Source organism: Caulobacter sp. GW821-FHT10E02, assembly GCF_059415225.1.
The window spans coordinates 1,490,668-1,511,689 of record NZ_JBWKMV010000001.1 but is presented as its reverse complement, the minus strand read 5'-3'; the positions used below and the strand labels follow the sequence as shown (position 1 = coordinate 1,511,689).

Below are 21,022 nucleotides of genomic sequence, written 5' to 3'. Positions count from 1 at the left end.
CCAGCCCGAACATGGTGGCGCTCGCTCCACCTGACCGCGAATTAAGCTGACGAAGAGGCGGACTCGGGGCCTGCTGCTCGGTTCATCCTTGGGAGGGGAAGATCATGGCTCAATTCGATCCGGCCGCCGCCACGGCTGCCTATCTGGCGCAGCTACCGCCCGAAGCGCACGTCAAGGCGCAGCACTACACGCAGGGCGGCCACTGGCTGCTGCTGTGGGGTTTCATCGTTTCGGTGTTGATCTCGTGGATCGTCATCCGCTCCGGCGTCCTGACCAAGGTGGAGCAGGGCGTCGAGCGCAAGAAGGGCCGGCCGTTCCTGGCCAGCTTCCTGGTCGCCGCGGTGTTCACGGCCGTCAGCTGGGTGCTGGGGCTGCCGTGGGCGGTCTATTCGAACTGGTGGCGGCAGAAGCAGTACGGCCTGACCAGCCAGGCGTTCGGCGGCTGGCTGACCGAGAACCTGATGGGCACGGCGATCTCGCTGGTGTTCACCTCGCTGTTCCTGGCGCTGCTGTACCTGCTGATCCGCCGCGCGCGCCGCCTGTGGTGGCTGTGGGCCGGCGGCCTGACGGCGGGCTTCATCATCTTCGGCCTGCTGATCGCGCCGATCTATGTCGAGCCGCTGTTCAACAAATATACGCCCGCGCCGGCCGGACCGGTGCGTGACGAGGTGGTGGCCATGGCCAAGTCGGTCGGCATCCCGAGCGACAAGATCTTCGTCTACAACGGCTCCAAGCAGTCCAACGCCTATACCGCCAACGTCTCGGGCCTGGGCGGCTCGGCGCGCGTGGCGATGAGTGACGTGATGTTCCAGAAGGGCGCTGACATCGCCGAGGTGCGGGGCGTCGTCGGTCACGAGATGGGCCACTACGCCCATCAGCACAGCCTGTGGATCACCGGCATCTTCGCGGTGCTGGCGATTATCGCCTTCTTCGTCGTCGACCGGACGTTCCCGTGGTTCGCCAAGGTGCTGGACGCCAAGGGCGTGACGGGCATCGCCGATCCGGCCGGCCTGCCGGTGCTGGCGGTGATCCTGGCGGTGCTGGGCCTGATCGGCGGGCCGATCACCAACACCCTGGTCCGCGAGGTCGAGAGCGACGCCGATCGCTACAGCCTGGTGAACTTCAACGAGCCGGACGGACTGGCCAAGGCCCTGGTCAAGACCATCGAGTACCGCGCCGCCACGCCGTCCAAGCTGGAAGAGGTGCTGTTCTACGACCACCCGGCGGTCAGCGTCCGCGTCCGCCGCGCCATGGATTGGAAGGCGACGCACCCGAAGTAGGGCGCACGAAAAAGCCCCGCGCTTTCGGGCGCGGGGCTCGCTTTCGCTCTGATCTGGAACGCTTAGCGCTTGCGCACGAACACCGTGCCCGCCGAGTAGCCCGCACCGAAGCTGCAGATCAGGCCCGTCTCGCCCGCCGCGAAGTCGTCATTGGCGGTGTGGAAGGCGATGATCGAGCCGGCCGAGCTGGTATTGGCGTACTCGTCCAGGATGATGACGTTCTCGCCCGGAGCGGGATCGCGGCCCAGCACCTTGCGGCCGATCATCTCGTTCATGTTGATATTGGCCTGGTGGAGCCACAGGCGCTTCAGCCCCGTCGGATCGATGCCGAGGTCGGCCGCGTGCTCGACGATCATCTCGCTGACCATCGGCACCACCTCGCGGAACACCTTGCGGCCTTCCTGCACGAACAGCTTGTCGCGCGCGCCTTCGCCCTCGGGGGCGGCGCGGTTCAGGAAGCCGAAGTTGTTGCGGATGTTGTTGGAGAACTGGGTCTTCAGGCGGGTGCCCAGGATCTCCCAGCCGCCGGTCGCCTGCTCGGCGTCTTCGACGATCACGGCCGTGGCCACGTCGCCGAAGATGAAGTGGCTGTCGCGGTCCTTGAAGTTCAGGTGGCCCGAGCAGATCTCGGGATTGACCATCAGCACCGCTTTGGCGCTGCCGGTGGTGACGAAGTCGGCGGCGGTCTTGATGCCGAAGGTGGCCGACGAGCAGGCGACGTTCATGTCGAAGGCGAAGCCGTCGATGCCCAGGGCCTGCTGGATCTCGATGGCCATGGCCGGGTAGGGGCGCTGCATGTTCGAAGCGGCGCAGATGACCGCGCCGATCTCGCTGACCGGCTTGCCCCAGCGTTCGATCGCCTGCTTGGCCGCCTCGACCGCCATCTCGGCCAGGATCGACAGCTCGTCATTGGAGCGTTCGGGGATCACCGGACGCATCAGGTCGGGGTCGATGATGCCGTCCTTGTTCATCACGAAGCGCGACTTGATGCCCGAGGCCTTCTCGATGAACTCGGGCGAGGAGGGCGCCAGGGCGACCACGTCGCCGGCCGCGATGGCCTCGGCGTTGGCGGCGTTGAAGCGCTCGACGAAAGTGTTGAAGGCCTCGACCAGCTCGGCGTTCGAAATGGAGAAGGGCGGGGTGTACAGCCCCGTGGCGGCGATGACGGCTTGCGGCAAGACGACGGTCCCGATGATGCGCGCGGGCCTCGTCCAGAGGGGGAGCGGGTCCGCGTTCAGACGCTTGTTTGACTCGTAGATAGCACGGATGGCGCGGCCGTCATCAGTGCGGCTTTTGGGTCACGCCACGGAATGGTCTCGAACGCGACCGTGAACCGCCGCATGCCCGCCGCGTTATCCGCCTAGCACAAGCTGGCTGTGGGAGCTGAAGACTACGAGTAGAATTGGAGTACAAGAATGAAGACTCTCATCACCGCTACCCTGATCGCCGGTTCGGTTCTCGCGATCCCGATGTTCGCACAGGCGCAGAATTCGACCGAGGTCTATGGTTCGCTGAACTATGGCCAAACTCGGACGCGTGGCGCGGATACCGGCGCTATTCAAGGGCGCGTCGGCGCCAAGCTTACGCCTAATTTCGGTGTCGAGGCCGAGGCGGCCGGCGGCGTCGATGGCGACAAGGTCTATACGCCGGGCGGTCCGGCGTCCGTGAAGATGGAGCACCAGGTCGCGGGCTACGCCGTCGGCTACCTGCCGGTGACCCCGAACATCGATCTGCTGGCCCGCGCCGGCTACGGCACGACCAAGTTCAAGACCAACAATCCGGCCGCCGCGAACTTCGACGGCAGCCACGATAGCTGGAACTACGGCGTCGGCGCCCAGTACAAGTTCGACGACAAGAACGGCATCCGCGCCGACTGGACGAAGTCGGAATACACCAAGAGCGATCTGAGCTCGAACACGGTGGCCGTGGGTTACGTCCGCAAGTTCTAGGTTCGGCCTTCCGGACACATGACGATGGCGCGCCTCGGTCGGGGCGCGCCATTTTCGTTTGGCCACGCTTGACGACAGGCCCGCGTTCGGCAATCTGAACAGCAATAAGTTACGGGGGGATGCGTCGGTCTTGGACAAGGCGCTGTTGATTCAGTTGGGCGGCTCGGTAGCCGCCGTGGCTCTGCTTGTGGCGTTCGCGGCGTGGATGGGGGTGGCGAGAGCGACCCCGCCGCTCGATCCCGACATCGCCCGCGCGCTGATCGCGCTCGAATTTCCCGATCACAAACCGGACGCCGTGTGGATCGCCGCCGACGGCGCGGGGATTGTCGCCCGCGAAGGCGCGCTGGCCCTGGTGCTCTATCGGCGCGGCGACGGCTATGTCGCCCGCGATCTGCCGTGGAGCACGGTCGCCGCCCTGAAGCCGACCAACGGCCGGCTGGTCCTGAAACTGCCCGACGCCCGTCCCGTGTTCGCCGTCAACGACGACGCCTGGCCGCCGAAAGAGCTCGCCTGATGCTGAAAGCCCCGTTCGATCCCGTCCAGATGGCCATCCCGTTCTTCGTGCTGGCCATTATCCTGGAAATCCTGATCGGCCGCTTCGGCAAGGCCAAGGCCAACTACGAGACCCGCGACACGGCCATGTCGCTGTCGATGGGTTTCGGCAGCACCATCGCCGGCCTGCTGCTGGGCGGGGTGATCTTCGCCGCCACGGTGTGGGTCTGGAACCACCGGATCTTCACGATCCCGATGACCGCTGTCTGGGCCTGGATCGCCGTCTTCCTGCTGGAGGACCTGACCTACTACTGGTTCCACCGCCTGGCGCACGAGCGGCGGATCTGGTGGGCCAGCCACGTCAACCACCACACCTCGACCCACTACAACCTGTCGACGGCCCTGCGGCAGACCTGGACCGGCGGCGTCGCCGGCACCTGGCTCTTGTGGCTGCCGCTGTCGTTCCTGGGCTTCCCGCCGGCCATGGTGGCGATCCAGAAGGGCGTCAGCCTCGTCTACCAGTTCTGGATCCATACCGAGGCGATCAAGCGCATGCCGCGCTGGTTCGAGGCGGTGTTCAACACGCCGTCGCATCACCGCGTGCACCACGCCCGCAACGCCCGCTATCTGGACGCCAACTACGCCGGCATCCTGATCATCTGGGACCGCATGTTCGGCACCTTCATCCCCGAGGTCGACGAGGAGCCCTGCCGCTATGGTACGGTCAAGAACCTGGGCAACTTCAACCTCTTCCACAACGTGTTCCACGAGTGGATCGGCATAGCCAAGGACGTGGCCGCCTCGCCGCGTCACGCCCTGGGCTACATCTTCGGTCCGCCGGGCTGGAGCCACGACGGTTCGCGCGACACGTCCCACACGCTGAAGGCCAAATGGCGGGCGCGCGTCGAGGCCGGCGAGGGCGCGCCGCCGCAATAAAGCCTCACTATGCCGTGCTGATCCTGGGTTGAGTGGCGTTCTTCCCAAGCTCACATGGAGAAGTCCGATGCCCCGGTTCCTGGGTCTGCTGCTGGCGGCCCTGGTCGCTCTCGCGTCCACGCCGAACGCGCGGGCCGAGGTCCGCGATTTCACGATTGCCTCCAAGGCCTTCGACGGCAACAAGATCGGCGTCAGCGGCCAGCGGCATGTGCGGGTCTATCTGCCGGAGGGCTATGAGACTTCCGGGCGGCGCTACCCGGTCGTCTACTACCTGCACAACCTGTTCGAGGACGAGAAGGTCGCCTTCGATCGCGACGGCTTTGGACGGCTGCTGGACCAGGCGATCGCGGCCAAGATGGTCCCGCCGCTGATCGTGGTCGCCGCCGATTTCAGCACGCCGCTGGGCAGCTCGATCTATACCAGCTCGCCGGTCACCGGCCGCTGGGACGACTTCCTGGCCGTCGAGCTGGTCGGCTGGAGCGATAAGAATTTCCGCACCCTGGCCAAGCGCGACAGCCGGGGCTTGGCCGGCGACCGGATGGGCGGCTACGGCGCTATGGCCATGAGCATGCGGCATGCCGAGGTCTTCGGCTCGGTTTACGCCCTGCATCCCGTCGGCGCGGGCCTGGGCCTGCAGACGATGTCGTCGCGGCCCAACTTCGAACTGCTGCAGAACGCCAAATCGCTGGACGATCTGAAGATCGACGGCTTCTCGCAGCTGTTCACCGCGATCTACCAGGCGCACCTGTCCAATCCCGACAAGCCGCCGCTCTATGTCGACCTCCCGGCGCGGAAGGTGGACGGCAAGGTGGTCATCGACGCCAAGGTGACGGCCCGGCTGATCGACAGCTTCGCGCTGGATCATCAGGTCCTGCGCCACGCCGACGCCCTGAAGACCCTGCGCGGCCTGAAGTTCGACTGGGGCCGCAACGACCCCAACCCCGACCACGTGATCTCCGCCCAGGCCCTGTCGCGCATGCTGACCGAGCTCGGCGTGCCGCACGAGGCTGAGGAGTATGTCGGCGGCTGGGGCGACCGCACCTGGGGCGAGACCGGCCGGGTCTATACCGCCATGCTGCCGTTCTTCGCCCGCACGCTCGTGTCGGACTAGGGCTTGGGTGCGTAGGGGCTTTGCGGGTTCCAGCGCGGCCGCTCGGCCGCGTTCGCGACCGTCTCGGACAGCGTGTAGAAGAACCGGTTGAAATCCCGCGCCGCCTCGAAGTCCATCGGCTGGTTGATGTCGTCCTGCGGCCGGTGGTAGCGGACCTCGTACCACTCGCGATAGCGGCGCTCGGCCTCGGTTCCGGGCTCGTAGCCGAACACGAAGCCGACGGCCGGCACGCCGACCTGGATGAATTCCCAGCTGTCGGCGCGGCTCAGCAGGCGGCGTTCGGGCTCGGGATCGGCCTGGACGCGGATGCCTTGGGCGGCGGCGACGTCCCGCGCCGTGGCGCCCAGGTCGCTTTCGGCCATCCCCATTACCGTCATCAGCTTCAGCGGGAACAGCGGCCGCAGCTGGTCGAGATTGATGTTGGCGACGATGCTGCTCTTGGCCACGGTCGGATGGCGCGTGAACCACTTGGCGCCCAGCAGGCCCTTTTCCTCGCCGGTGAACGAGGCCAGCAGGACGCTGCGCTTGAGCGGCTTGCCCTTGTGGTTCTCGGCGAAGCGGATCAGCAGGCCGACATAGGCCGCGTCATCCAGGGTCCCGTTGTAGAGGCCGTCGCCCTTGACCGGCTCGCCTGGCCCGTAGCCGTCCAGGTGGGCCGACAGCACCAGGTGCTCGGCGGCCAGTTTGGGGTCCGAGCCCGGCAGCACGGCCAGGACGTTGGTGGCCTTGTAGTCGCGGGTCGAGACCTTGAACGTCGCCTTCAGCCGACCGGGCGCGTCGAACGCCGCTAGCGGAGCCTTGGTCCCGCCGGCCTTCAGCAGGGCCGCCGTGTCCTGGCCCGAGCCGGCGATCAGCGTCGCCAGGGCGTCTGCGTTCAGCGACATCGCCACGAGACCGCCGGTCTTGGGCGGCGCGACGTCGGCGATATTGACCGAGCGGGCATAGGCGAACGGCCAGCGAGCAGGCTCGATGGTGAAATAGGGATCGGCGACCTGGATCACCGCCACGCCGCCAGCGGCCTGGACCGCCGTGATGCGCTGGGCGGAGGTCGTCATGCCGGTCCGCCGGGTGTCGAAGCAGATCACCGCCTTGCCCTTGGCGGTCGCGACATCCTCGGGTCGGCAATAGCCGCCGAACATCAGCGGCGCGTCCAGGCTGGCCGGCAGATCGTCGGCGGCGCGGACGGTGTACTGGTGCAGGAACTTCAGCGGCGTCTCGCCGGCCGCGCCGACCACCGAGACGCTGGCGCTATCGACCCGGCTCTCGTGGACGGGGAAGCTCTGGAAGAAGGTGCCGTTGTCGCCGGCCGGCTTCAGGCCCGCGGCCTTCAAGCGGGCGGCGACCCATTGGTTGGCGCGGTCATGGCCGGGCGAGCCGATGTCGCGGCCCTCCATGGCGTCGGAGCTCAGGGCCTCGGTGATCTTCCACCATTCGCGGGTGTCGGCGTCCTTGATGCCGGCGGTGCGCGGTTCGGCGCCTGCGCTGGACACGGTCAGAAGCGCCGCGGTCAAGCCGGCAGCCAGATACAAGTTCTTGGACACGAGACGCTCCCCCTAGGACGGCAGCACCATCACTGTCCGTCGCGCGATCCGCAACCTCACTGGCAGACGTCGGACCACTTCTGGTTCACGACGTCGGTGCCATCGACCTCCTCGACGACCAGGGCGCCTTGCGAGAAGACATAGCGCTCCTCGCCGTCGAACGAATCCTGTTGCTCGACGATGTCGACATGGCCGCAGACCGAAGGGAGGTCGCCGTCCCAATGTACGAACTGCTCGCCGAAATTCAGCTGGGCGTCGGGGAAGTGGCTCTCCAGCGCGATCTTGGCGCCGGCGATCTGCAGTGGATCGTCATGGGCCTGGCCGCTCTCTTCGGCGCCCGCGTCGCGCAGGACGTAGACGCTGAGGCCCACGCCGACCGCCGCCAGCACCAGGGCGGCGACACCGCCCGCGATCATCATCAGTTTCTTGTTCGCCATCTTGGGGCGAGCTTAGGCGGGATTTCGCTTTGGCATCAATCCCGCAGCAGCGGCAGCGATAGGCCTGTCGCCTGGCGGGTCGCCAGCATCTCGCGGCGGAAGCGGAACAGCTCGGCGGGGCGGCCGCCGGTCTCGGCGTCCAGGCGGCCCAGCCCTTCGACCAGTTCCTCGCGCTCGACCACGCGGCGGAAGTTCTGCTTGTGCAGCGGCACCCCGGCGATGGCCTCGACCGTGCGCTGCAGGGTCGAGAGCGTGAACTCCTCGGGGGTCAGTTCGAACACCACGGGGCGGTACTTGATCTTGCCGCGCAGGCGCGAGAGGCCCGTGGCCAGAATCCGCCGGTGGTCGGAGATCATCGGCTCGCCCAGGGCCGCCGACAGGGCCTCGGGTTCGGCCGGGTCATGGCCGTCGGCGCGGTCGCGGTCGCGGGCGGCCTCGGGGGCCAGGCCGGCTTCGTAGAGCAGCTCGTAGCGCTCCAGCACCCGTTCTTCGTTCCACGGCGCGCCGTCCAGGGCGAAGGCCAGGCGCGCGCGCGACCAGCGGTTGGCGTCGTCGCCGGCCCAGCGCGTCAGGGCGGGGGCGATGGCGTCGTCGAGGAGAGCAGGGCGACCGGCGCGCCAGTCCTCCCAGGGGAAGAACCGCGTCCACGGGGCCCAGGCGGTGTCGGGAGCGTCGGTGTCGACGGCCTTGGGCGTCAGGCCCAGATAGCCGACCGAGACCACGCGCGCCGCGCCGGCCCCGACCTCGGCGCGCGGGGCGTCGCGGCCCTTGTCGCCGAAGGTGTAGAGCTGCTCGACATAGCCCAGCTGGAACCGGGTCTGCTCGGCCACGAAGGCGCGCAGGCCCAACTCGAAGGTGCGGTGCGCCTCGGGATCGAACGGGCCGAAGGGCAGGCCCGACAGCGGCGAGGCGATATCGGTGATCGCATCGTGCGGTCGCACGGTCAGCACGACGGCCTCGCCGTCGCGGATCGCGACGACCACCGCCGACAGGCCGATGACGACCGAAGTGCTCATTCTGTCTCGAACGCCGCGCCAGGCGCCGACTCGAAGCCGGCCGCCCGCGATAGCACGTGGAAGCGCTGCACGTAGCGGGCCTGGGCCTCGAACGGCGGCTGCGGCGTGATCTTCAGATCATAGCCGGCCGGTGGCGCGCCGAAGATCTGCAGCGACTCCGCGTGTTCGAACCCCGCCAACTGGGTGGCCTCGAAGAAAGCGCAGGCGCGGTCGGCCTGCTTGATCAGCTTCTTGATCGGGGCAGGGGTCTTCACCGGCAGGCCGAAGCGGATGTGGATCGCGTCCTCAAGCCGGGCCTCGAAGTCCTTGTAGCTGACGCCCAGCGCCGCCTTGAACGGGCTGATCATGTCGCCGATCACATATTCGCTGGCGTCGTGCAGCAGGGCGGCCAGGCGCCAGCGCGGCTCCAGGTCCGGCTTGATGTGCGCGGCGATCTCCTCGACCACCAGGCTGTGCTGAGCGACCGAGAAGCCGTGGTCGCCGACCGTCTGGCCGTTCCAGCGGGCGACGCGGGCAAGGCCGTGGGCGATGTCCTCGATCTCGATGTCCATCGGCGACGGATCGAGCAGGTCGAGCCGACGTCCGGAGAGCATTCTTTGCCACGCGCGGGGCGGTGCGCCCCTATGCAGCCCTTTGGCCACGAGATCGTTCCTTACGGTGAAGGTGGTTGACTGGCCCATCGATTGAGAAAGATCAATGTGGCCGTCGCCGTCATCTGTGGAAATGCCCTTGAAGGGAGTTCGATCATGAGTTGGGCGAGAATTATGGTTCCGCTGGCCGGGACCCCGAATGACAAGGGTGTTTTGACCTCCGCAGCGGCCCTGGCGGGCGCGTTCCAGGCCGAACTGGCCTGTGTCCACGCGCCAGCCGACATGGCCGACCTGATGCCCTGGATGGGCGAGGGATTCATGGGCGGTGTCCAGGTCACCGCGCTGGAAAGCCTCAAGGAAGCCGCCCAGGAAGGCGCGCGGGCCTGCGGCAAGCTGGCGGCCGAGACCGGTTATACGCGCACCCGGCTGATCACCCTGGACTCGCCGGTCTGGGCCGGTCTGGCCATGGAGGGCCGTCTGTCGGATGTCATCGTGTTCGATGATCTCTCGGCGCGCGGCAAGGGGCCGCTGGCGGAGGCGTTCCAGCAACTGGTCGCCGACGAGCAGCGTCCGACCCTGGTGGCACGACCGGGCTTCCAGGTCGACGGCGTGGCCCTGGTCGCCTGGGACGGCGGCAAGGAAGCCAGCCGCGCCATGCGCACGGCCTTGCCGCTATTGCAGAAGGCCGGTTCGGTGATCGTGGCCGGCGCCCCCGGCGCCTCGTCGCGGGCCTTCGAGCTGGAGCGTCTGGTCGAGTTCCTGGCCGCGCGCGGCGTTCGGGCGACCGTCACGACCCTTGAGGGCAGCGGCGACGCGGCCGGACTGCTGCTCGGCGCGGCCAAGGACACCGGCGCGAACCTCCTGGTCGCCGGCGCGTTCGGCCACCCCAGGTTGCAGGAGTTCATCTTCGGGGGCACGACCCGCACGCTGCTCAACAGCGACGGTCCCTCGCTTTTCCTGTCGCACTAAACGGCTGAAACCCAAGAAGAAGGGAGACCTCGAATGTCTCTGTCCCGCATCGTCATGCGCCTTGCGCGCAATCCGGGCACCGAGTTCGCCGGCGGCGACGACCACCGCGGCTACGCCCTGACCGCGCCGCTAACCGAAGACGGCCATATCGACGAAGGCGCCTACGCCAAGGTGAAGGGGGCGTGCAGCGTGCGCCGCTTCGCGCCTGACGAGGACGCGGTGGATGGTCGCCTGAACAAGCGCGGCGCGCGCTGGTTCTTCGACTATGACGACGAAGACATCGCCGACGACGAACCGCTGCATCGCCTGGGCGAGCATCGGTTCGCGCTGGGCGAATACGTCACCGTCACCGACGAGGACGGTCGGCCTCTGACCTACAAGGTGATGCAGGTCGAGCCGGTCGCGCAGTAGGGGGCGCTAGCCCCCGACGTTGTGGCGGACGAGGGCCTTCATGTCCTTGAACAGGTCGTGGTCGTCGGTGTCGCGGGTCTTGGCCTTGACGACGGCGACGGCCAGCGGGCCGCCCTTGGGGCCACGGGCCTCGTAGCCGGCCAGGCGATAGCCCTTGGGCGCCTTGTCGTTGGCCAGGATCAGGGTCGAGCGCACGGAGTCGTTGCCGCCCTTCTTGGCGCGGATTTCCGCGCCGTGGTTGTCGGCCTTGATGGTGACGTCGCCTTCGTGCTCGTCGTCGGCCTGGATGTTGACCGAGCCGTGGCCGTCGTCACCCTTGAAGTTGACGTTCTTGTTGACCTTCACCTCGGCGGCGCCGCCGTCGCTGTTGATGGTCAGGTGGCCGATGCGGATGTCGGCGCCGTTGTCGTTGGCGTCGATCTTCACGCCCGGCAGGTTGATGCTGGTGCGGTTCTTGCCGCCGCCCTTGTGCTCGGGCGGCTTCGGCGGAGCGGGCGGCAGCGGCATGATGCCCTTCAGCTCGGTCTCGATCGGCGCCAGGGCGGCCTCGGCGTCGCCGCCGTTCAGCTTGACCAGGCGCAGATCGACCGTGGCTTCGGACGAGGCGTAGGCGCAGGATTGGCCGTCTGCGGCCTTGGAGACCAGCTTCAGTTCGCCCTGCTTGTCGGGGCAGTCCAGGCGGTCGATGACCCGGATCGGTTCACGGCGGCCCAGCTTGCGCTCGGCGTGCTCGGTTTTGTTGGTCTCGGCGCGATGGCAAGCGGTGAGGGCGGTCGCGCCCATCCCGATCATCAGCGCCGTGGCCAGCCATTTAGAATGACGCATGGGTTGTGGGTCTTCCCTGATTTGGCGGGAAGTTGGGCGCGCGCCGGGCGCGCGTCCAGTGAAATCCAAGTAACGGCCAATTGGTCGCGGGACTACTGACCCGGACGCGCGCCCGAACCCTCGCGACGGGCCAGGAAGGCCAGGCGTTCGAAGAGGTGCACATCCTGTTCGTTCTTGAGCAGGGCGCCGTGCAGGGGCGGGATGAGCTTGGTCGGGTCCTTCTCGCGCAACACCTGCTCATCGATGTCCTCGACCAGCAGCAGCTTCAGCCAGTCCAGCAGCTCGGACGTCGAGGGCTTCTTCTTCAGGCCCGGCACCTTGCGCATGTCGTAGAAGATGCGCAGCGCCTCGGAGACGAGCTTCTGCTTGATGCCCGGGAAGTGGACGTCGACGATGGCCTGCATCGTCTCGGTTTCCGGGAAACGGATGTAGTGGAAGAAGCAGCGGCGCAGGAAAGCGTCCGGCAGCTCCTTCTCGTTGTTCGAGGTGATGATGATGATCGGCCGGACCTTGGCCTTGATCGTCTCGTTGGTCTCGTAGACGTAGAACTCGTTGCGATCGAGTTCCTGCAGCAGGTCGTTGGGGAATTCGATGTCGGCCTTGTCGATCTCGTCGATCAGCAGCACCGGGCGTTGCTCGCTCTCGAACGCTTCCCAGAGCTTGCCCTTCTTGATGTAGTTCTTGACGTCCTTCACGCGCTCGTCGCCCAGCTGGCTGTCGCGCAGGCGGGTGACGGCGTCGTATTCGTAGAGGCCCTGCTGGGCCTTGGTCGTCGACTTGATGTGCCAGGTGATCAGCGGCGCGCCCATGGCCTTGGCGACCTCATAGGCCAGCACGGTCTTGCCCGTGCCGGGTTCGCCCTTGATCAAAAGCGGGCGCTCCAGGGCCACGGCGGCGTTGACCGCGACCTTCAGGTCGTCGGTGGCCACGTAGTCGGAAGTGCCTTCGAAGCGCTGGCTCATGCCTATCTCCGCCCGGAATCGAGTCCGGTTCGAACAGTTGTTCAAAACGAACTGATCAAACTACCGGCGCTTACGCGTTTGGCAAGCGCCCCTGGCGGAAGGTGCTCAGAGTGGGGTGTTGAGCGCGGCGTCAGCGAAGCCCTTGGCGGCCAGTCGGGCCCGAACTTGGGACCGCTGCTCGCGCCAATCCTCGGCCAGCAGGCCCAGGCCGATGACGTCGGTGGGCTGGCCCTGCTTGACGACGTGGGCGCGGAAGAGGGCCTCGCGCTGGAAGCCGCTGGAAAGGTGGGAGGCGAGGGCGGCCTGGTTGGTCGCCAGCACCTCGGACCATAGCTTGCGCAGGCCCAGAACCTGGAAAGCGTGGTCGGCGACCTTGAACTCGGTGAAGGCGCCCACGCCCAGGCCCCGCACGGCTTCCTCGGCCAGGTAGCGGGCGATGGTCGCCCGTCCGTGGCCGGCGTCGATATCGACCAGGCTGTTCAGGCCCACGGGTGCGCCTTCCAGCAGCACGACCCAGTCGCGACGGCGCGGATGGTCGACCAGGCCGTCGAACCAGCGATCATGCTCCTCGCGCCCGATCAGGTGGTCGGAATACATGAAGGCCGCGACCTGGGGGCTGTTGCGCCAGGCCAGCAGCCGGTCGCGATCGCCTTCGTCGACCAGTCTGAGGGCGACGTCAGGCACGCCGGTCGCCTCCCAGCATGGCCAGGTCCGGACGGCTCTGGACGAAGGCGCGGATAGCCTCGGACGAGAAGTCCGGATCGCCGGCGTAGAGCGCGTCATAGACCGCGCGGACGAACTCCAGGTCGTCGGGGCGATCGACCGTCCAGCGCACCTCGCCCTCGTCGGCCGCCTGGGCGTGGCTGGCCAGCCGAAAGCGGTCGGGGTTCCGGTAGAGATACGGCGTCACGTGCTCGCGATCATAGGGATCGACCGTCTCGGCGGCGGCTTGGCGCAGGGCGGCGGCGGTCATCACCTCGACGTCCAGGCCCTTGGGAAAGCTGCGCGGTTCGGCGACGTTGGAGGCGTAGTCGGCGCCACTGATCTCGAACGCCGAGATCGTCGCGTCGATCACCTCGGGATCGGCCAGCGGGCAGTCGGCGGTCAGGCGGACCACCGTCTTGGCCGGCCCGAAAGCGTCCAGCGCCCCGATGAAGCGGCCCAGCACGTCGTCGAGATCGCCGCGGTGCACGGGCACGCCCGCCGCCGCCAGGGCCTCGACTAGCGGGTCGTCGTCGGCCCGGATCGAGGTCGCCACCACGATGCGCTCCAGCTTGCGGGCGCGGCGCAGGCGCTCGATCTGGCGCAGGATCATCGGCGCCCCGGCCACCGGCGCCAGCACCTTGCCGGGCAGGCGCGTCGAGGACATCCGGGCTTGCAGGACGGCGAGGGCCATGGCCTAGCCGGCGACCTTCTGGGCCAGCGCTTCGGCGACCTCGGCCATCGCGGGCGCCCATTGGCCCAGTTCCGGCGGCGAGAACACCCGCGCCTGCGGATACCAGGGATAGGCGTCGGTCCCGAGCTTGGTCCACACCGACGGGGCGGTCAGCATCCAGAGCGGCGCCCCCGCCGCGCCCCCAAGGTTGGTGGTGGCGTTGGAGAAACCGATGATCAGGTCGACCGCGGCGCACAGGGCGGTCAGATCGTCCAGGTCCTGCTTCAGGTCCAGGCCCGGCGGCTGCCAGATCTCGACGCCGAACTTGTCCTTGGCCATGGCGAGTTCTTCCTCGCAGTCGCCGTACTGCAGGTTGATGAACGTGACGCCCGGGGTCTTCAGCACCGGCTCCCAGAGTTGGAACGGCGAGAACTGACGGGCTCGGTCGCCCTTCAGGCTCAGGCTCTTCCACAACAGGCCGACCTTGGGCTGGGGACCCAGCTTGTCGAGCTCGGCCTTCCAGTACGCGACCCGTTCCGGATCGGGCGTCAGGAACGACTTGCGGTCCTTCGGGAAGGCCTCGATCGCGTTGCGCGTGACGCGCAGGAAATCGCCCAGCACGGCCCAGCAGTCGAAGCGCTCCCAATGCTCGATGTCCGGCGCGGTGCGGTAGATGTGGCCTTCGTGCTGCATCGTCCGGTGAGCGCTGACCTCGACGCCTGGGTAGGTGCGCTCGAACAGCGGTATCAGGCGGCGCTCGACCACCAGGGTCAGCTTGCCGTCCGGGCCGAGCATCTCGAGGATGTCGGGCAGCATGTTGGAGAGCATCACCTCGTCGCCCAGGCCCTGTTCGGCGATGACCATCAGGGTCTTGCCCTTGAGGTCCTCACCCGCCCAGCGGGTGGCGGGGATGTGGAACATCGGGGCGTCGGAGACTTCCGGCGAGAAGCGAGTCTCGTACGACTCCCAGCCCTCGGCGATGCGGCCCAGGGCCAGCAGCAGCGTGGCGCGGGCGAATTCCATGAGCGTCAGGTCGATGGGGTCCTGGGATGACCGCATCGCGGCCTCGCTGTCGATCAGGGCGCCTTCGATGTCGCCGAGATCCGCCTTGGCGTAAGCGCGGTTGTGGAGCGCCTTGCTGTGCGTGGGGATCAGGCGCAGGGCCTCGTCGAAGAAGACGAGAGAGCCGCCGGGGTCGCCCAGATTGCAGAGCACCGTGCCCAGAGTGTTCCAGAGGGCCGTGGCCTCGGGATTGATGGCGAGGGCGACCTTGAGCACGTCGATCGCTTCGGTTTCGCGATGCAGCTCGCGCAGGGCGCAGGCCAGGTTGTTGGCGGCCTCGATGTCGTTGGGCCGGGCCAGTCGGTAGTGCGCGAAGAACTTGGCCGCGAAGTCGACCATGTTCATGCGGAACGCCAGACGCCCAAGATCGCCGGCGACCGAAGTGTGGTCGCTCAGCAGGCTCAGCGCGGCCTCGTAGCAGCGAAGCGAGGAGCCGTAGTCGCCTTGCTTTTCGCGCGAGATGGCCAGGATGTGCCATGCCAGGCCGAACTGATCGTCCTTCTTGAGCATCTTCAGGGCCAGTTTCTCGGCCTTGGCGTAGTCGTGCGCATGCACCGCCAGGATCGCCGTCTTAACGGCCTTGGCGTTCTCGGCGTTCTTCAGGTCCTGCGCCGCCTGCTTCAGCCGTTCCAGGGAATCGGCCGACGCCGAATCGCCCATGGCCCTGACGATCTGGCCCGGCTTGACGGGCAGGGCGCCGATATCGGCCTGGCTGGCGGCGCTAATGGACGCGTCGAAGGCGCTTTTGTTGGACATGGCGGACCGATCCGGGGACTTTGTTATTAACCATGTTTTGAGAGGCTAAGTTTAATTGAGTCCTAAGCCGCGTCTTAAGGTCGCAAGGCGGCGTGAATTGCGGCAAGACGACGTTAACAGATGTTCGCCTAGCTTCGCGTCCAACCCGTCGTCATGACGGAACCGGGCGAAGCGGCGTCAACCCAGGAGCGGCCTTAAGTGCCTTTGAAGTTGTCGCTGAAGCCCGGCGAAAAATTCGTTCTCAACGGCGCCGTGGTCCAGAACGGGGATCGGCGCGGGGTTCTGGTGCTCCAGAACAAGGCCTCTGTCCTCCGCGAGAAGGACATCATGCAGCCGGATCAGGTCACGACGCCCGCGCGTCGGATCTATTTCCCGGTGATGATGATGTACCTCGACGAGGGCGCAGCCGAGAAGTTCTTTGAGGACTTCGCGGGTCGCCTTAACGAATTTATGGGAGTTGTGCGCAATCCTGTGGTTCTGCAGGACTGCATCGCCATTTCGAAGCACGTGATGGCGCGTGAGTACTACAAGGCTCTGATGTTGAGCCGTAAGTTGATTGAATACGAAGACGAGAGGTTGGGGCATGTCTCTTCGGGCCTATCAGCAGGCGGCGACGCGGGCTGAGAATCCCCGTGAAATGGAGTACCGCCTGTTTGGGCAGGTGACGCGCGCCCTGATGGACGCGTCGCAGGCCCCGGTGGACGACATTTCCACGCGGATCGATGCATTGGATTGGAATCGCAAGGTCTGGTCGGCCTTGGCGACCGATTGTTCCTTGCCCGACAACCAGCTGCCCAAGGATCTCCGGGCCGGCATCATCTCGCTGAGCCTGTGGGTCGGCCGTCACTCCAGCGCAGTGATGCGCAAAGAGGAGGACTTCGAGCCCCTGATCGAGATCAACCGCATGATGATGCAGGGGCTGGCCAGCCGCGCCGACGCGGCCTGACCTTCTCTTGAGATAAGGCGCGCCGACGCGGCCTGATTCTTCGAACTTCGCAAGACTGAACGTCTTGCCTACCAGCTCCGGAAAAACCTGCCGCCCGGCGAATCCTGCATTCGCCGGGCGGTTTCGTTTTCGGCCCTAGCTACGAACTAAATCCAATAAAATCAGCATCTTAGTTTCTGGCCCCGAATTCGGTTCGGTTGGCCCGGCGCTTGCGATGGTTCGTGCGGGCAAAACGCCCGCCCGGCAGTACGCCGGATAAATCCCACCAAAACGGTAGGTATCAAATGCTGAACTCGATCAACACGAACCCGAGCGCGATGATTGCGCTCCAAAACCTGAACTCAACCAACACGGAGCTCGCCACCACCCAGAGCCGTATCAACACCGGCAAGAAGGTTGGAACCGCCAAGGACAATGGCGCGATCTGGTCGATGGCCAAGATGCAGAGCGCGAGCTCGAGCTCGTTGAACGCCGTGAAGGATTCGCTCCAGCGCGGTCAGTCGACGATCGATGTTGCTCTCGCGGCAGGCGACACCATCACCGATCTGCTCAGCAAGATGAAGGAAAAGGCCCTGGCCGCTTCCGACACCTCGCTGAACACCGCCTCGTTCAACTCGCTGAAGTCGGACTTCGAGTCGCTCCGCAACCAGATCGAAAAGGCTGCGGCAAACGCGAAGTTCAACGGCGTCAGCCTGGCGGACGGTTCGACGGCCCAGATCAGCTTCCTGGCCAACTCGGACGGGGGCAACTTCACGGTCCAGGCGCAAAACCTGGGTCTCGTGGGTCTTGGTCTGGTGACCGGCAGCAACACCTTCACGACGGCCTCGACGGCGAAGGACATGATCACGGTCATGACCAACGCGTTGCAGACGGCGACGAACAAACTGTCTTCCCTGGGCACTGCCTCGACCGGTCTGGACACGCACCTGACCTTCGTTGGCAAGCTGCAGGACAGCCTGGACGCCGGCGTGGGTAACCTCGTCGACGCGGACCTGGCGAAGGAAAGCGCCAAGCTGCAGTCGCTGCAAACCAAGCAGCAACTGGGCGTCCAAGCGCTCTCGATCGCCAATCAGAGCCCGCAGACGATCCTGTCGCTGTTCAAGGGGTGAGCCCGATACGCCGGACGGCCGTCAAAAGCCGTCCGGCGCCTCTTTCCTGCTGGGTGCGCATTATGTGCCCGGCAACAATTGCCTATGACCGAAAGCCCCCGGCAGAAATTGCCGGGGGCTTTCGTCATTAACAGACCTATAATGCAGTTATTTCAGTGATTTATCCCAAGCGTTGCCGCTAGGAAGTTTTGGCCCGGCAATTGCTACAGACCTTTTCGAGCAAAATGCTCCCGGCAGCCAAAATGGCGTCGGATACCTTGAAAAGGAACCTACTCGTATGCCGCTGAATAGCATCAATACGAACGCCGGCGCTCAGATCGCCCTGCAAAACCTCAACACCACGAACAGCGAGCTGAGCACCGTTCAGCAACGCATCAACACCGGCAAGAAGGTCGGTAACGCCAAGGACAACGGCGCCATCTGGGCCATGTCCAAGATTCAGAACGCGACCTCGTCGTCCCTGAATTCGGTGAAGGACTCGCTGCAGCGCGGCCAGTCGACGATCGACGTGGCCCTGGCCGCTGGCGACACCATCACCGACCTGCTGTCGAAGATGAAGGAAAAGGCCCTGGCCGCTTCCGACACCTCGCTGAACACCGCCTCGTTCAACGCGCTGAAGTCGGACTTCGACTCGCTGCGCCTGCAGGTCCAGAAGGCCGCCGACAACGCCAAGTTCAACGGCGCCAGCCTGGCCAACGGCAGCACCACCAAGATGACCTTCCTGGCCAACTCGGACGGCACGGGCTTCACCGTGACTTCCCAGACGCTGAACCTGGACGGTCTCGGCCTGACGACCGGGAACAACACCTTCACCTCGGTCTCGTCGGCCAAGACGATGATCGCTGAAGTCGACAAGGCCATCGGCACCGCCACCAACAAGCTGGCTTCGCTGGGTACGTCCGCGACCGGTCTCGACACCCACCTGACCTTCATCGGCAAGCTGCAAGACAGCCTGGACGCCGGTGTCGGCAACCTGGTGGACGCCGACCTGGCCAAGGAAAGCGCCAAGCTGCAGTCGCTGCAAACCAAGCAGCAGCTGGGCGTGCAGGCGCTGTCGATCGCGAACCAATCCACGTCGTCGATCCTGAGCCTGTTCCGCTAAGGAACGGGGAGGAGGCGGGCCCGCGTGGCTCGCCTCCTTCTTTCCTCATGATCGGTGGGTAACGAGAAACATAGGAGGAGGGCCGGCCCGCAAAGCCGGTAGTTAGAAAATGGAACCCAAGGCCGCATTGTCGGCGATCAGAGACTTCGCCGCTTCAACCGCTCCCGCTTCGCCCGCCCCGGACCTGTCCGAGGGCGCGAACGTCGTTTCGGCTCCGGCTGCTGCGCCGATCGAGCATGAGCCGGCTCCGCCGGTCGACGACGGTCCGCAACCCGGCGATCTGCGCCTGGTGATCGAGCAGGACGACGACTCCGGCGAGTATGTCTACAAGACCGTCGACCGCCGGACCGGCGAGACGCTGCAGCAGTTTCCGCGCGAGCAGATCCTGAAGCTGCGTCAGGCGGACACCTACGCGTCCGGCGACGTCTACGACGGCCAGGCCTAGTCCGAACCACCCTGGAGCCAGTCTCTAGGGTGGGGTGTGACGGCGGGTCGCAGGCGTAAATGGATATGGTTTATTTGCGTTAACCATAATCTTACCTTCTGACCCCAATTTCGACGGCGACCAGATCGCTCGTCGAATCACGCGCGATCGCAACCAACGGCAAAAGCCGACCGGAGGCCGCGCATGACGCTGAGCGTCAACACGAACCAGCCCGCGCTGATCGCGCTGCAGAATCTGAACCGCACCAACGACGACATGCAGTCGGTGCAGACCCGTATTAACACGGGTGAATCGATCTCGACCGCCAAGGACAACGCGGCGATCTGGTCGATCGCGCAGGAACAGCGCGGCGACATGAGCGCCCTGGGCGCGGTCAAGATGAGCCTGGATCGCGCGACTTCGATCGCCGACGTGGCCCTGGCCGCCGGCGACTCGATCTCGGATCTCCTGAAGCTTTTGCGTGAGAAGGTGGTGGCCGCCAAGGACACCTCGCTGACCACCAGCTCGCGGACCTCGCTGAACGCCGACTTCCAGGGTCTGCTGAAGAACCTGGACCAGGTCGTGAAGAGCGCGGTCTTCGACGGCGCCAACCTGCTGGACGGCAGCCAGGCCGCCGACATGCAGTTCCTGGCCGACGCCGATGCGGCCCAGGCCATCACGCTGTCGCTGCAGAACCTGTCGCTGGGCGGCACGATCAACACGCTGACGACCGCCGACGACATCCTGACGCCGGCCAATGCCGACGCGGTGTTCCAGCGCCTCGAAACGTCGATGACGGCGATCAACCAGGCGGTCGGCAATATCGGCACCCAGGCCAAGCAGATCGACGCCCACAACACCTTCGTGGGCCGGCTGAACGACGTGCTCGAGACGGGCGTTGGCAACCTTGTGGATGCCGACCTGGCCAAGGAAAGCGCGCGCCTGCAGGCCTTGCAGGTCAAGCAGCAGCTGGGCGCCCAGGCCCTGTCGATCGCCAACGGCGCGCCGCAGATCATCCTGTCGCTGTTCAAGGGCGGCTAAGCGCCGTCCGGGCGCTAGGTCCTGTCGCACGCGCGGGCTAAGCTCACGCTGGGTGAACCGGGGAATCGGCGGCGGGTATGATCGAACTTCGCGACTTGCGGGACGAGGACGAGGCGATCCTCTTTCAGTGGCGCTCCGAACCGGAGGTCGACCGCTGGATGTCGGACGCCGAGCTGCCGAGCCGCGAGGCCCACGCGGCCTGGTTCGATGCTCTGCGCGCCGATCCCGACATGCGCGGCTGGATGATCACACGCGTCGACGCGCCGATGGGCCTGATCACCCTGACGGGCCTTGGCAGTCATCACCGTCGCGCCAGCCTGCACTGGTTCCTAGGCTCGGCCGAGGCGCGGGGCAGGGGCGTCGGTCGCGCCGCCCAGGTGCTGGGCCTGGATCTGGCCTTTGGCGAGCTTGGCCTGCACAAGGTGTTCGCCGAGGTCATGGCCGACAATGACGCGGCGCTGAAGGCGCAGTCCGCCGCCGGTTTCCGCCGCGAGGGCTACCTCCGCGGCCACGTGCTGAAGGGCGGCGAGGCGCGCGACGTCGTGCTGCTGGGCATCCTGGCCTCGGAGTGGGCGGAGCTTCGAGAAGGCGCCCGCAAGGCGCTGTCCGACGCAAACCTTATCGCCGCTTAAGGTCGAGTATTAACGAGTCGTCAGCGATCCTCTGGCAAGGGTACCAGCGGGGACAT

At 66.1% G+C, this 21,022-nt stretch carries 24 protein-coding genes; 14 read left to right on the top strand and 10 right to left on the bottom strand.

What is annotated here, in order from left to right; genetic code table 11:
* Positions 1 to 104 precede the first annotated feature (104 nt).
* Positions 105 to 1,280 (top strand): M48 family metallopeptidase, encoded by a 1,176-nt coding sequence (locus AC07NI_RS06800; protein WP_494617059.1) that lies wholly within the window; start codon positions 105 to 107, stop codon positions 1,278 to 1,280.
* Between the two features lie 62 nt (positions 1,281 to 1,342).
* On the opposite strand, the gene AC07NI_RS06795 is transcribed toward AC07NI_RS06800, so the two are convergent.
* Positions 1,343 to 2,458 (bottom strand): beta-ketoacyl-ACP synthase III, encoded by a 1,116-nt coding sequence (locus tag AC07NI_RS06795; protein WP_494617057.1) that lies wholly within the window; start codon positions 2,456 to 2,458, stop codon positions 1,343 to 1,345.
* A 237-nt stretch (positions 2,459 to 2,695) separates the two neighbouring features.
* Between AC07NI_RS06795 and AC07NI_RS06790 the strand changes: the two genes are divergently transcribed.
* From AC07NI_RS06790 to AC07NI_RS06775, 4 genes are all read left to right on the top strand, one after another.
* Positions 2,696 to 3,229 (top strand): porin family protein, encoded by a 534-nt coding sequence (locus AC07NI_RS06790; RefSeq protein ID WP_494617054.1) that lies wholly within the window; start codon positions 2,696 to 2,698, stop codon positions 3,227 to 3,229.
* A 130-nt stretch (positions 3,230 to 3,359) separates the two neighbouring features.
* Positions 3,360 to 3,743: a hypothetical protein gene (locus AC07NI_RS06785; protein ID WP_494617050.1), complete on the top strand. Its 384-nt coding sequence runs from the start codon at positions 3,360 to 3,362 to the stop codon at positions 3,741 to 3,743.
* The gene (locus AC07NI_RS06780) at positions 3,743 to 4,657 is read left to right on the top strand and encodes a sterol desaturase family protein (RefSeq protein ID WP_494617046.1); all 915 of its coding nucleotides are present in this window, start codon (positions 3,743 to 3,745) and stop codon (positions 4,655 to 4,657) included. Before AC07NI_RS06785 ends, AC07NI_RS06780 begins: the two co-directional genes overlap by 1 nt.
* A 67-nt stretch (positions 4,658 to 4,724) precedes the next feature.
* Positions 4,725 to 5,768 (top strand): alpha/beta hydrolase-fold protein, encoded by a 1,044-nt coding sequence (locus AC07NI_RS06775; RefSeq protein ID WP_494617043.1) that lies wholly within the window; start codon positions 4,725 to 4,727, stop codon positions 5,766 to 5,768.
* Here the strand turns inward: AC07NI_RS06775 and AC07NI_RS06770 are convergent.
* From AC07NI_RS06770 to AC07NI_RS06755, 4 genes are read right to left on the bottom strand one after another with little or no spacing between them, the layout of a single operon-like run.
* Positions 5,765 to 7,309 carry a M28 family peptidase gene (locus AC07NI_RS06770; protein WP_494617039.1) on the bottom strand — a complete coding sequence of 515 codons (1,545 nt, stop codon included), beginning with the start codon at positions 7,307 to 7,309 and terminating at the stop codon, positions 5,765 to 5,767. The two genes, AC07NI_RS06775 and AC07NI_RS06770, sit on opposite strands and share 4 nt — an antisense overlap.
* 56 nt (positions 7,310 to 7,365) lie before the next feature.
* Complete coding sequence (locus AC07NI_RS06765) at positions 7,366 to 7,746, bottom strand: hypothetical protein (protein WP_494617036.1); 381 nt, start codon at positions 7,744 to 7,746, stop codon at positions 7,366 to 7,368.
* A 35-nt stretch (positions 7,747 to 7,781) separates the two neighbouring features.
* Positions 7,782 to 8,762 carry an NUDIX hydrolase gene (locus tag AC07NI_RS06760; protein ID WP_494617034.1) on the bottom strand — a complete coding sequence of 327 codons (981 nt, stop codon included), beginning with the start codon at positions 8,760 to 8,762 and terminating at the stop codon, positions 7,782 to 7,784.
* A complete protein-coding gene (locus AC07NI_RS06755; protein ID WP_492081542.1) occupies positions 8,759 to 9,403 on the bottom strand; it encodes a YfbR-like 5'-deoxynucleotidase in 645 nt (214 codons plus the stop codon). Before AC07NI_RS06755 ends, AC07NI_RS06760 begins: the two co-directional genes overlap by 4 nt.
* 105 nt (positions 9,404 to 9,508) lie before the next feature.
* Between AC07NI_RS06755 and AC07NI_RS06750 the strand changes: the two genes are divergently transcribed.
* Both AC07NI_RS06750 and AC07NI_RS06745 read left to right on the top strand, forming a co-directional pair.
* On the top strand, positions 9,509 to 10,321 hold the full coding sequence (locus AC07NI_RS06750) for a universal stress protein (RefSeq protein WP_494617030.1): 813 nt from the start codon (positions 9,509 to 9,511) through the stop codon (positions 10,319 to 10,321).
* Between the two features lie 33 nt (positions 10,322 to 10,354).
* Entirely contained in the window at positions 10,355 to 10,732 is a 378-nt protein-coding gene (locus tag AC07NI_RS06745; RefSeq protein WP_494617028.1) for a hypothetical protein, read from the top strand.
* A 6-nt stretch (positions 10,733 to 10,738) separates the two neighbouring features.
* On the opposite strand, the gene AC07NI_RS06740 is transcribed toward AC07NI_RS06745, so the two are convergent.
* From AC07NI_RS06740 to AC07NI_RS06720, 5 genes are all read right to left on the bottom strand, one after another.
* Positions 10,739 to 11,557 (bottom strand): hypothetical protein, encoded by an 819-nt coding sequence (locus tag AC07NI_RS06740; RefSeq protein WP_494617025.1) that lies wholly within the window; start codon positions 11,555 to 11,557, stop codon positions 10,739 to 10,741.
* A gap of 92 nt (positions 11,558 to 11,649) precedes the next feature.
* Positions 11,650 to 12,519 carry an AAA family ATPase gene (locus AC07NI_RS06735; RefSeq protein ID WP_494617022.1) on the bottom strand — a complete coding sequence of 290 codons (870 nt, stop codon included), beginning with the start codon at positions 12,517 to 12,519 and terminating at the stop codon, positions 11,650 to 11,652.
* 105 nt (positions 12,520 to 12,624) lie between these two features.
* Complete coding sequence (gene pseH / locus AC07NI_RS06730; protein ID WP_494617020.1) at positions 12,625 to 13,203, bottom strand: UDP-4-amino-4,6-dideoxy-N-acetyl-beta-L-altrosamine N-acetyltransferase; 579 nt, start codon at positions 13,201 to 13,203, stop codon at positions 12,625 to 12,627.
* Positions 13,196 to 13,915 carry a cytidylyltransferase domain-containing protein gene (locus tag AC07NI_RS06725; protein ID WP_494617017.1) on the bottom strand — a complete coding sequence of 240 codons (720 nt, stop codon included), beginning with the start codon at positions 13,913 to 13,915 and terminating at the stop codon, positions 13,196 to 13,198. The genes pseH (AC07NI_RS06730) and AC07NI_RS06725 overlap by 8 nt, the downstream gene beginning before the upstream one ends.
* Positions 13,916 to 13,918: 3 nt before the next feature.
* A complete protein-coding gene (locus AC07NI_RS06720; RefSeq protein WP_494617014.1) occupies positions 13,919 to 15,712 on the bottom strand; it encodes a tetratricopeptide repeat protein in 1,794 nt (597 codons plus the stop codon).
* A 198-nt stretch (positions 15,713 to 15,910) separates the two neighbouring features.
* Here AC07NI_RS06720 and flbT point away from each other — a divergent pair, with 198 nt between their 5' ends.
* From flbT to pseH (AC07NI_RS06685), 7 genes are all read left to right on the top strand, one after another.
* Positions 15,911 to 16,336 (top strand): flagellar biosynthesis repressor FlbT, encoded by a 426-nt coding sequence (gene flbT, locus AC07NI_RS06715; RefSeq protein WP_494617012.1) that lies wholly within the window; start codon positions 15,911 to 15,913, stop codon positions 16,334 to 16,336.
* A complete protein-coding gene (flaF, locus tag AC07NI_RS06710) occupies positions 16,296 to 16,658 on the top strand; it encodes a flagellar biosynthesis regulator FlaF (RefSeq protein WP_494617010.1) in 363 nt (120 codons plus the stop codon). The genes flbT and flaF overlap by 41 nt, the downstream gene beginning before the upstream one ends.
* 284 nt (positions 16,659 to 16,942) lie before the next feature.
* Positions 16,943 to 17,767, top strand: a complete 825-nt coding sequence (locus AC07NI_RS06705; protein ID WP_494618305.1) for a flagellin — start codon at positions 16,943 to 16,945, stop codon at positions 17,765 to 17,767.
* 277 nt (positions 17,768 to 18,044) lie between these two features.
* On the top strand, positions 18,045 to 18,869 hold the full coding sequence (locus AC07NI_RS06700) for a flagellin (RefSeq protein ID WP_494617007.1): 825 nt from the start codon (positions 18,045 to 18,047) through the stop codon (positions 18,867 to 18,869).
* 109 nt (positions 18,870 to 18,978) lie between these two features.
* Positions 18,979 to 19,314: a hypothetical protein gene (locus AC07NI_RS06695; protein WP_494617005.1), complete on the top strand. Its 336-nt coding sequence runs from the start codon at positions 18,979 to 18,981 to the stop codon at positions 19,312 to 19,314.
* A 183-nt stretch (positions 19,315 to 19,497) separates the two neighbouring features.
* Positions 19,498 to 20,334 (top strand): flagellin N-terminal helical domain-containing protein, encoded by an 837-nt coding sequence (locus AC07NI_RS06690; RefSeq protein ID WP_494617003.1) that lies wholly within the window; start codon positions 19,498 to 19,500, stop codon positions 20,332 to 20,334.
* Positions 20,335 to 20,411: 77 nt separating this feature from the next.
* Positions 20,412 to 20,966 carry a UDP-4-amino-4,6-dideoxy-N-acetyl-beta-L-altrosamine N-acetyltransferase gene (gene pseH / locus AC07NI_RS06685; RefSeq protein ID WP_494617002.1) on the top strand — a complete coding sequence of 185 codons (555 nt, stop codon included), beginning with the start codon at positions 20,412 to 20,414 and terminating at the stop codon, positions 20,964 to 20,966.
* The last annotated feature ends 56 nt before the right edge of the window (positions 20,967 to 21,022 follow it).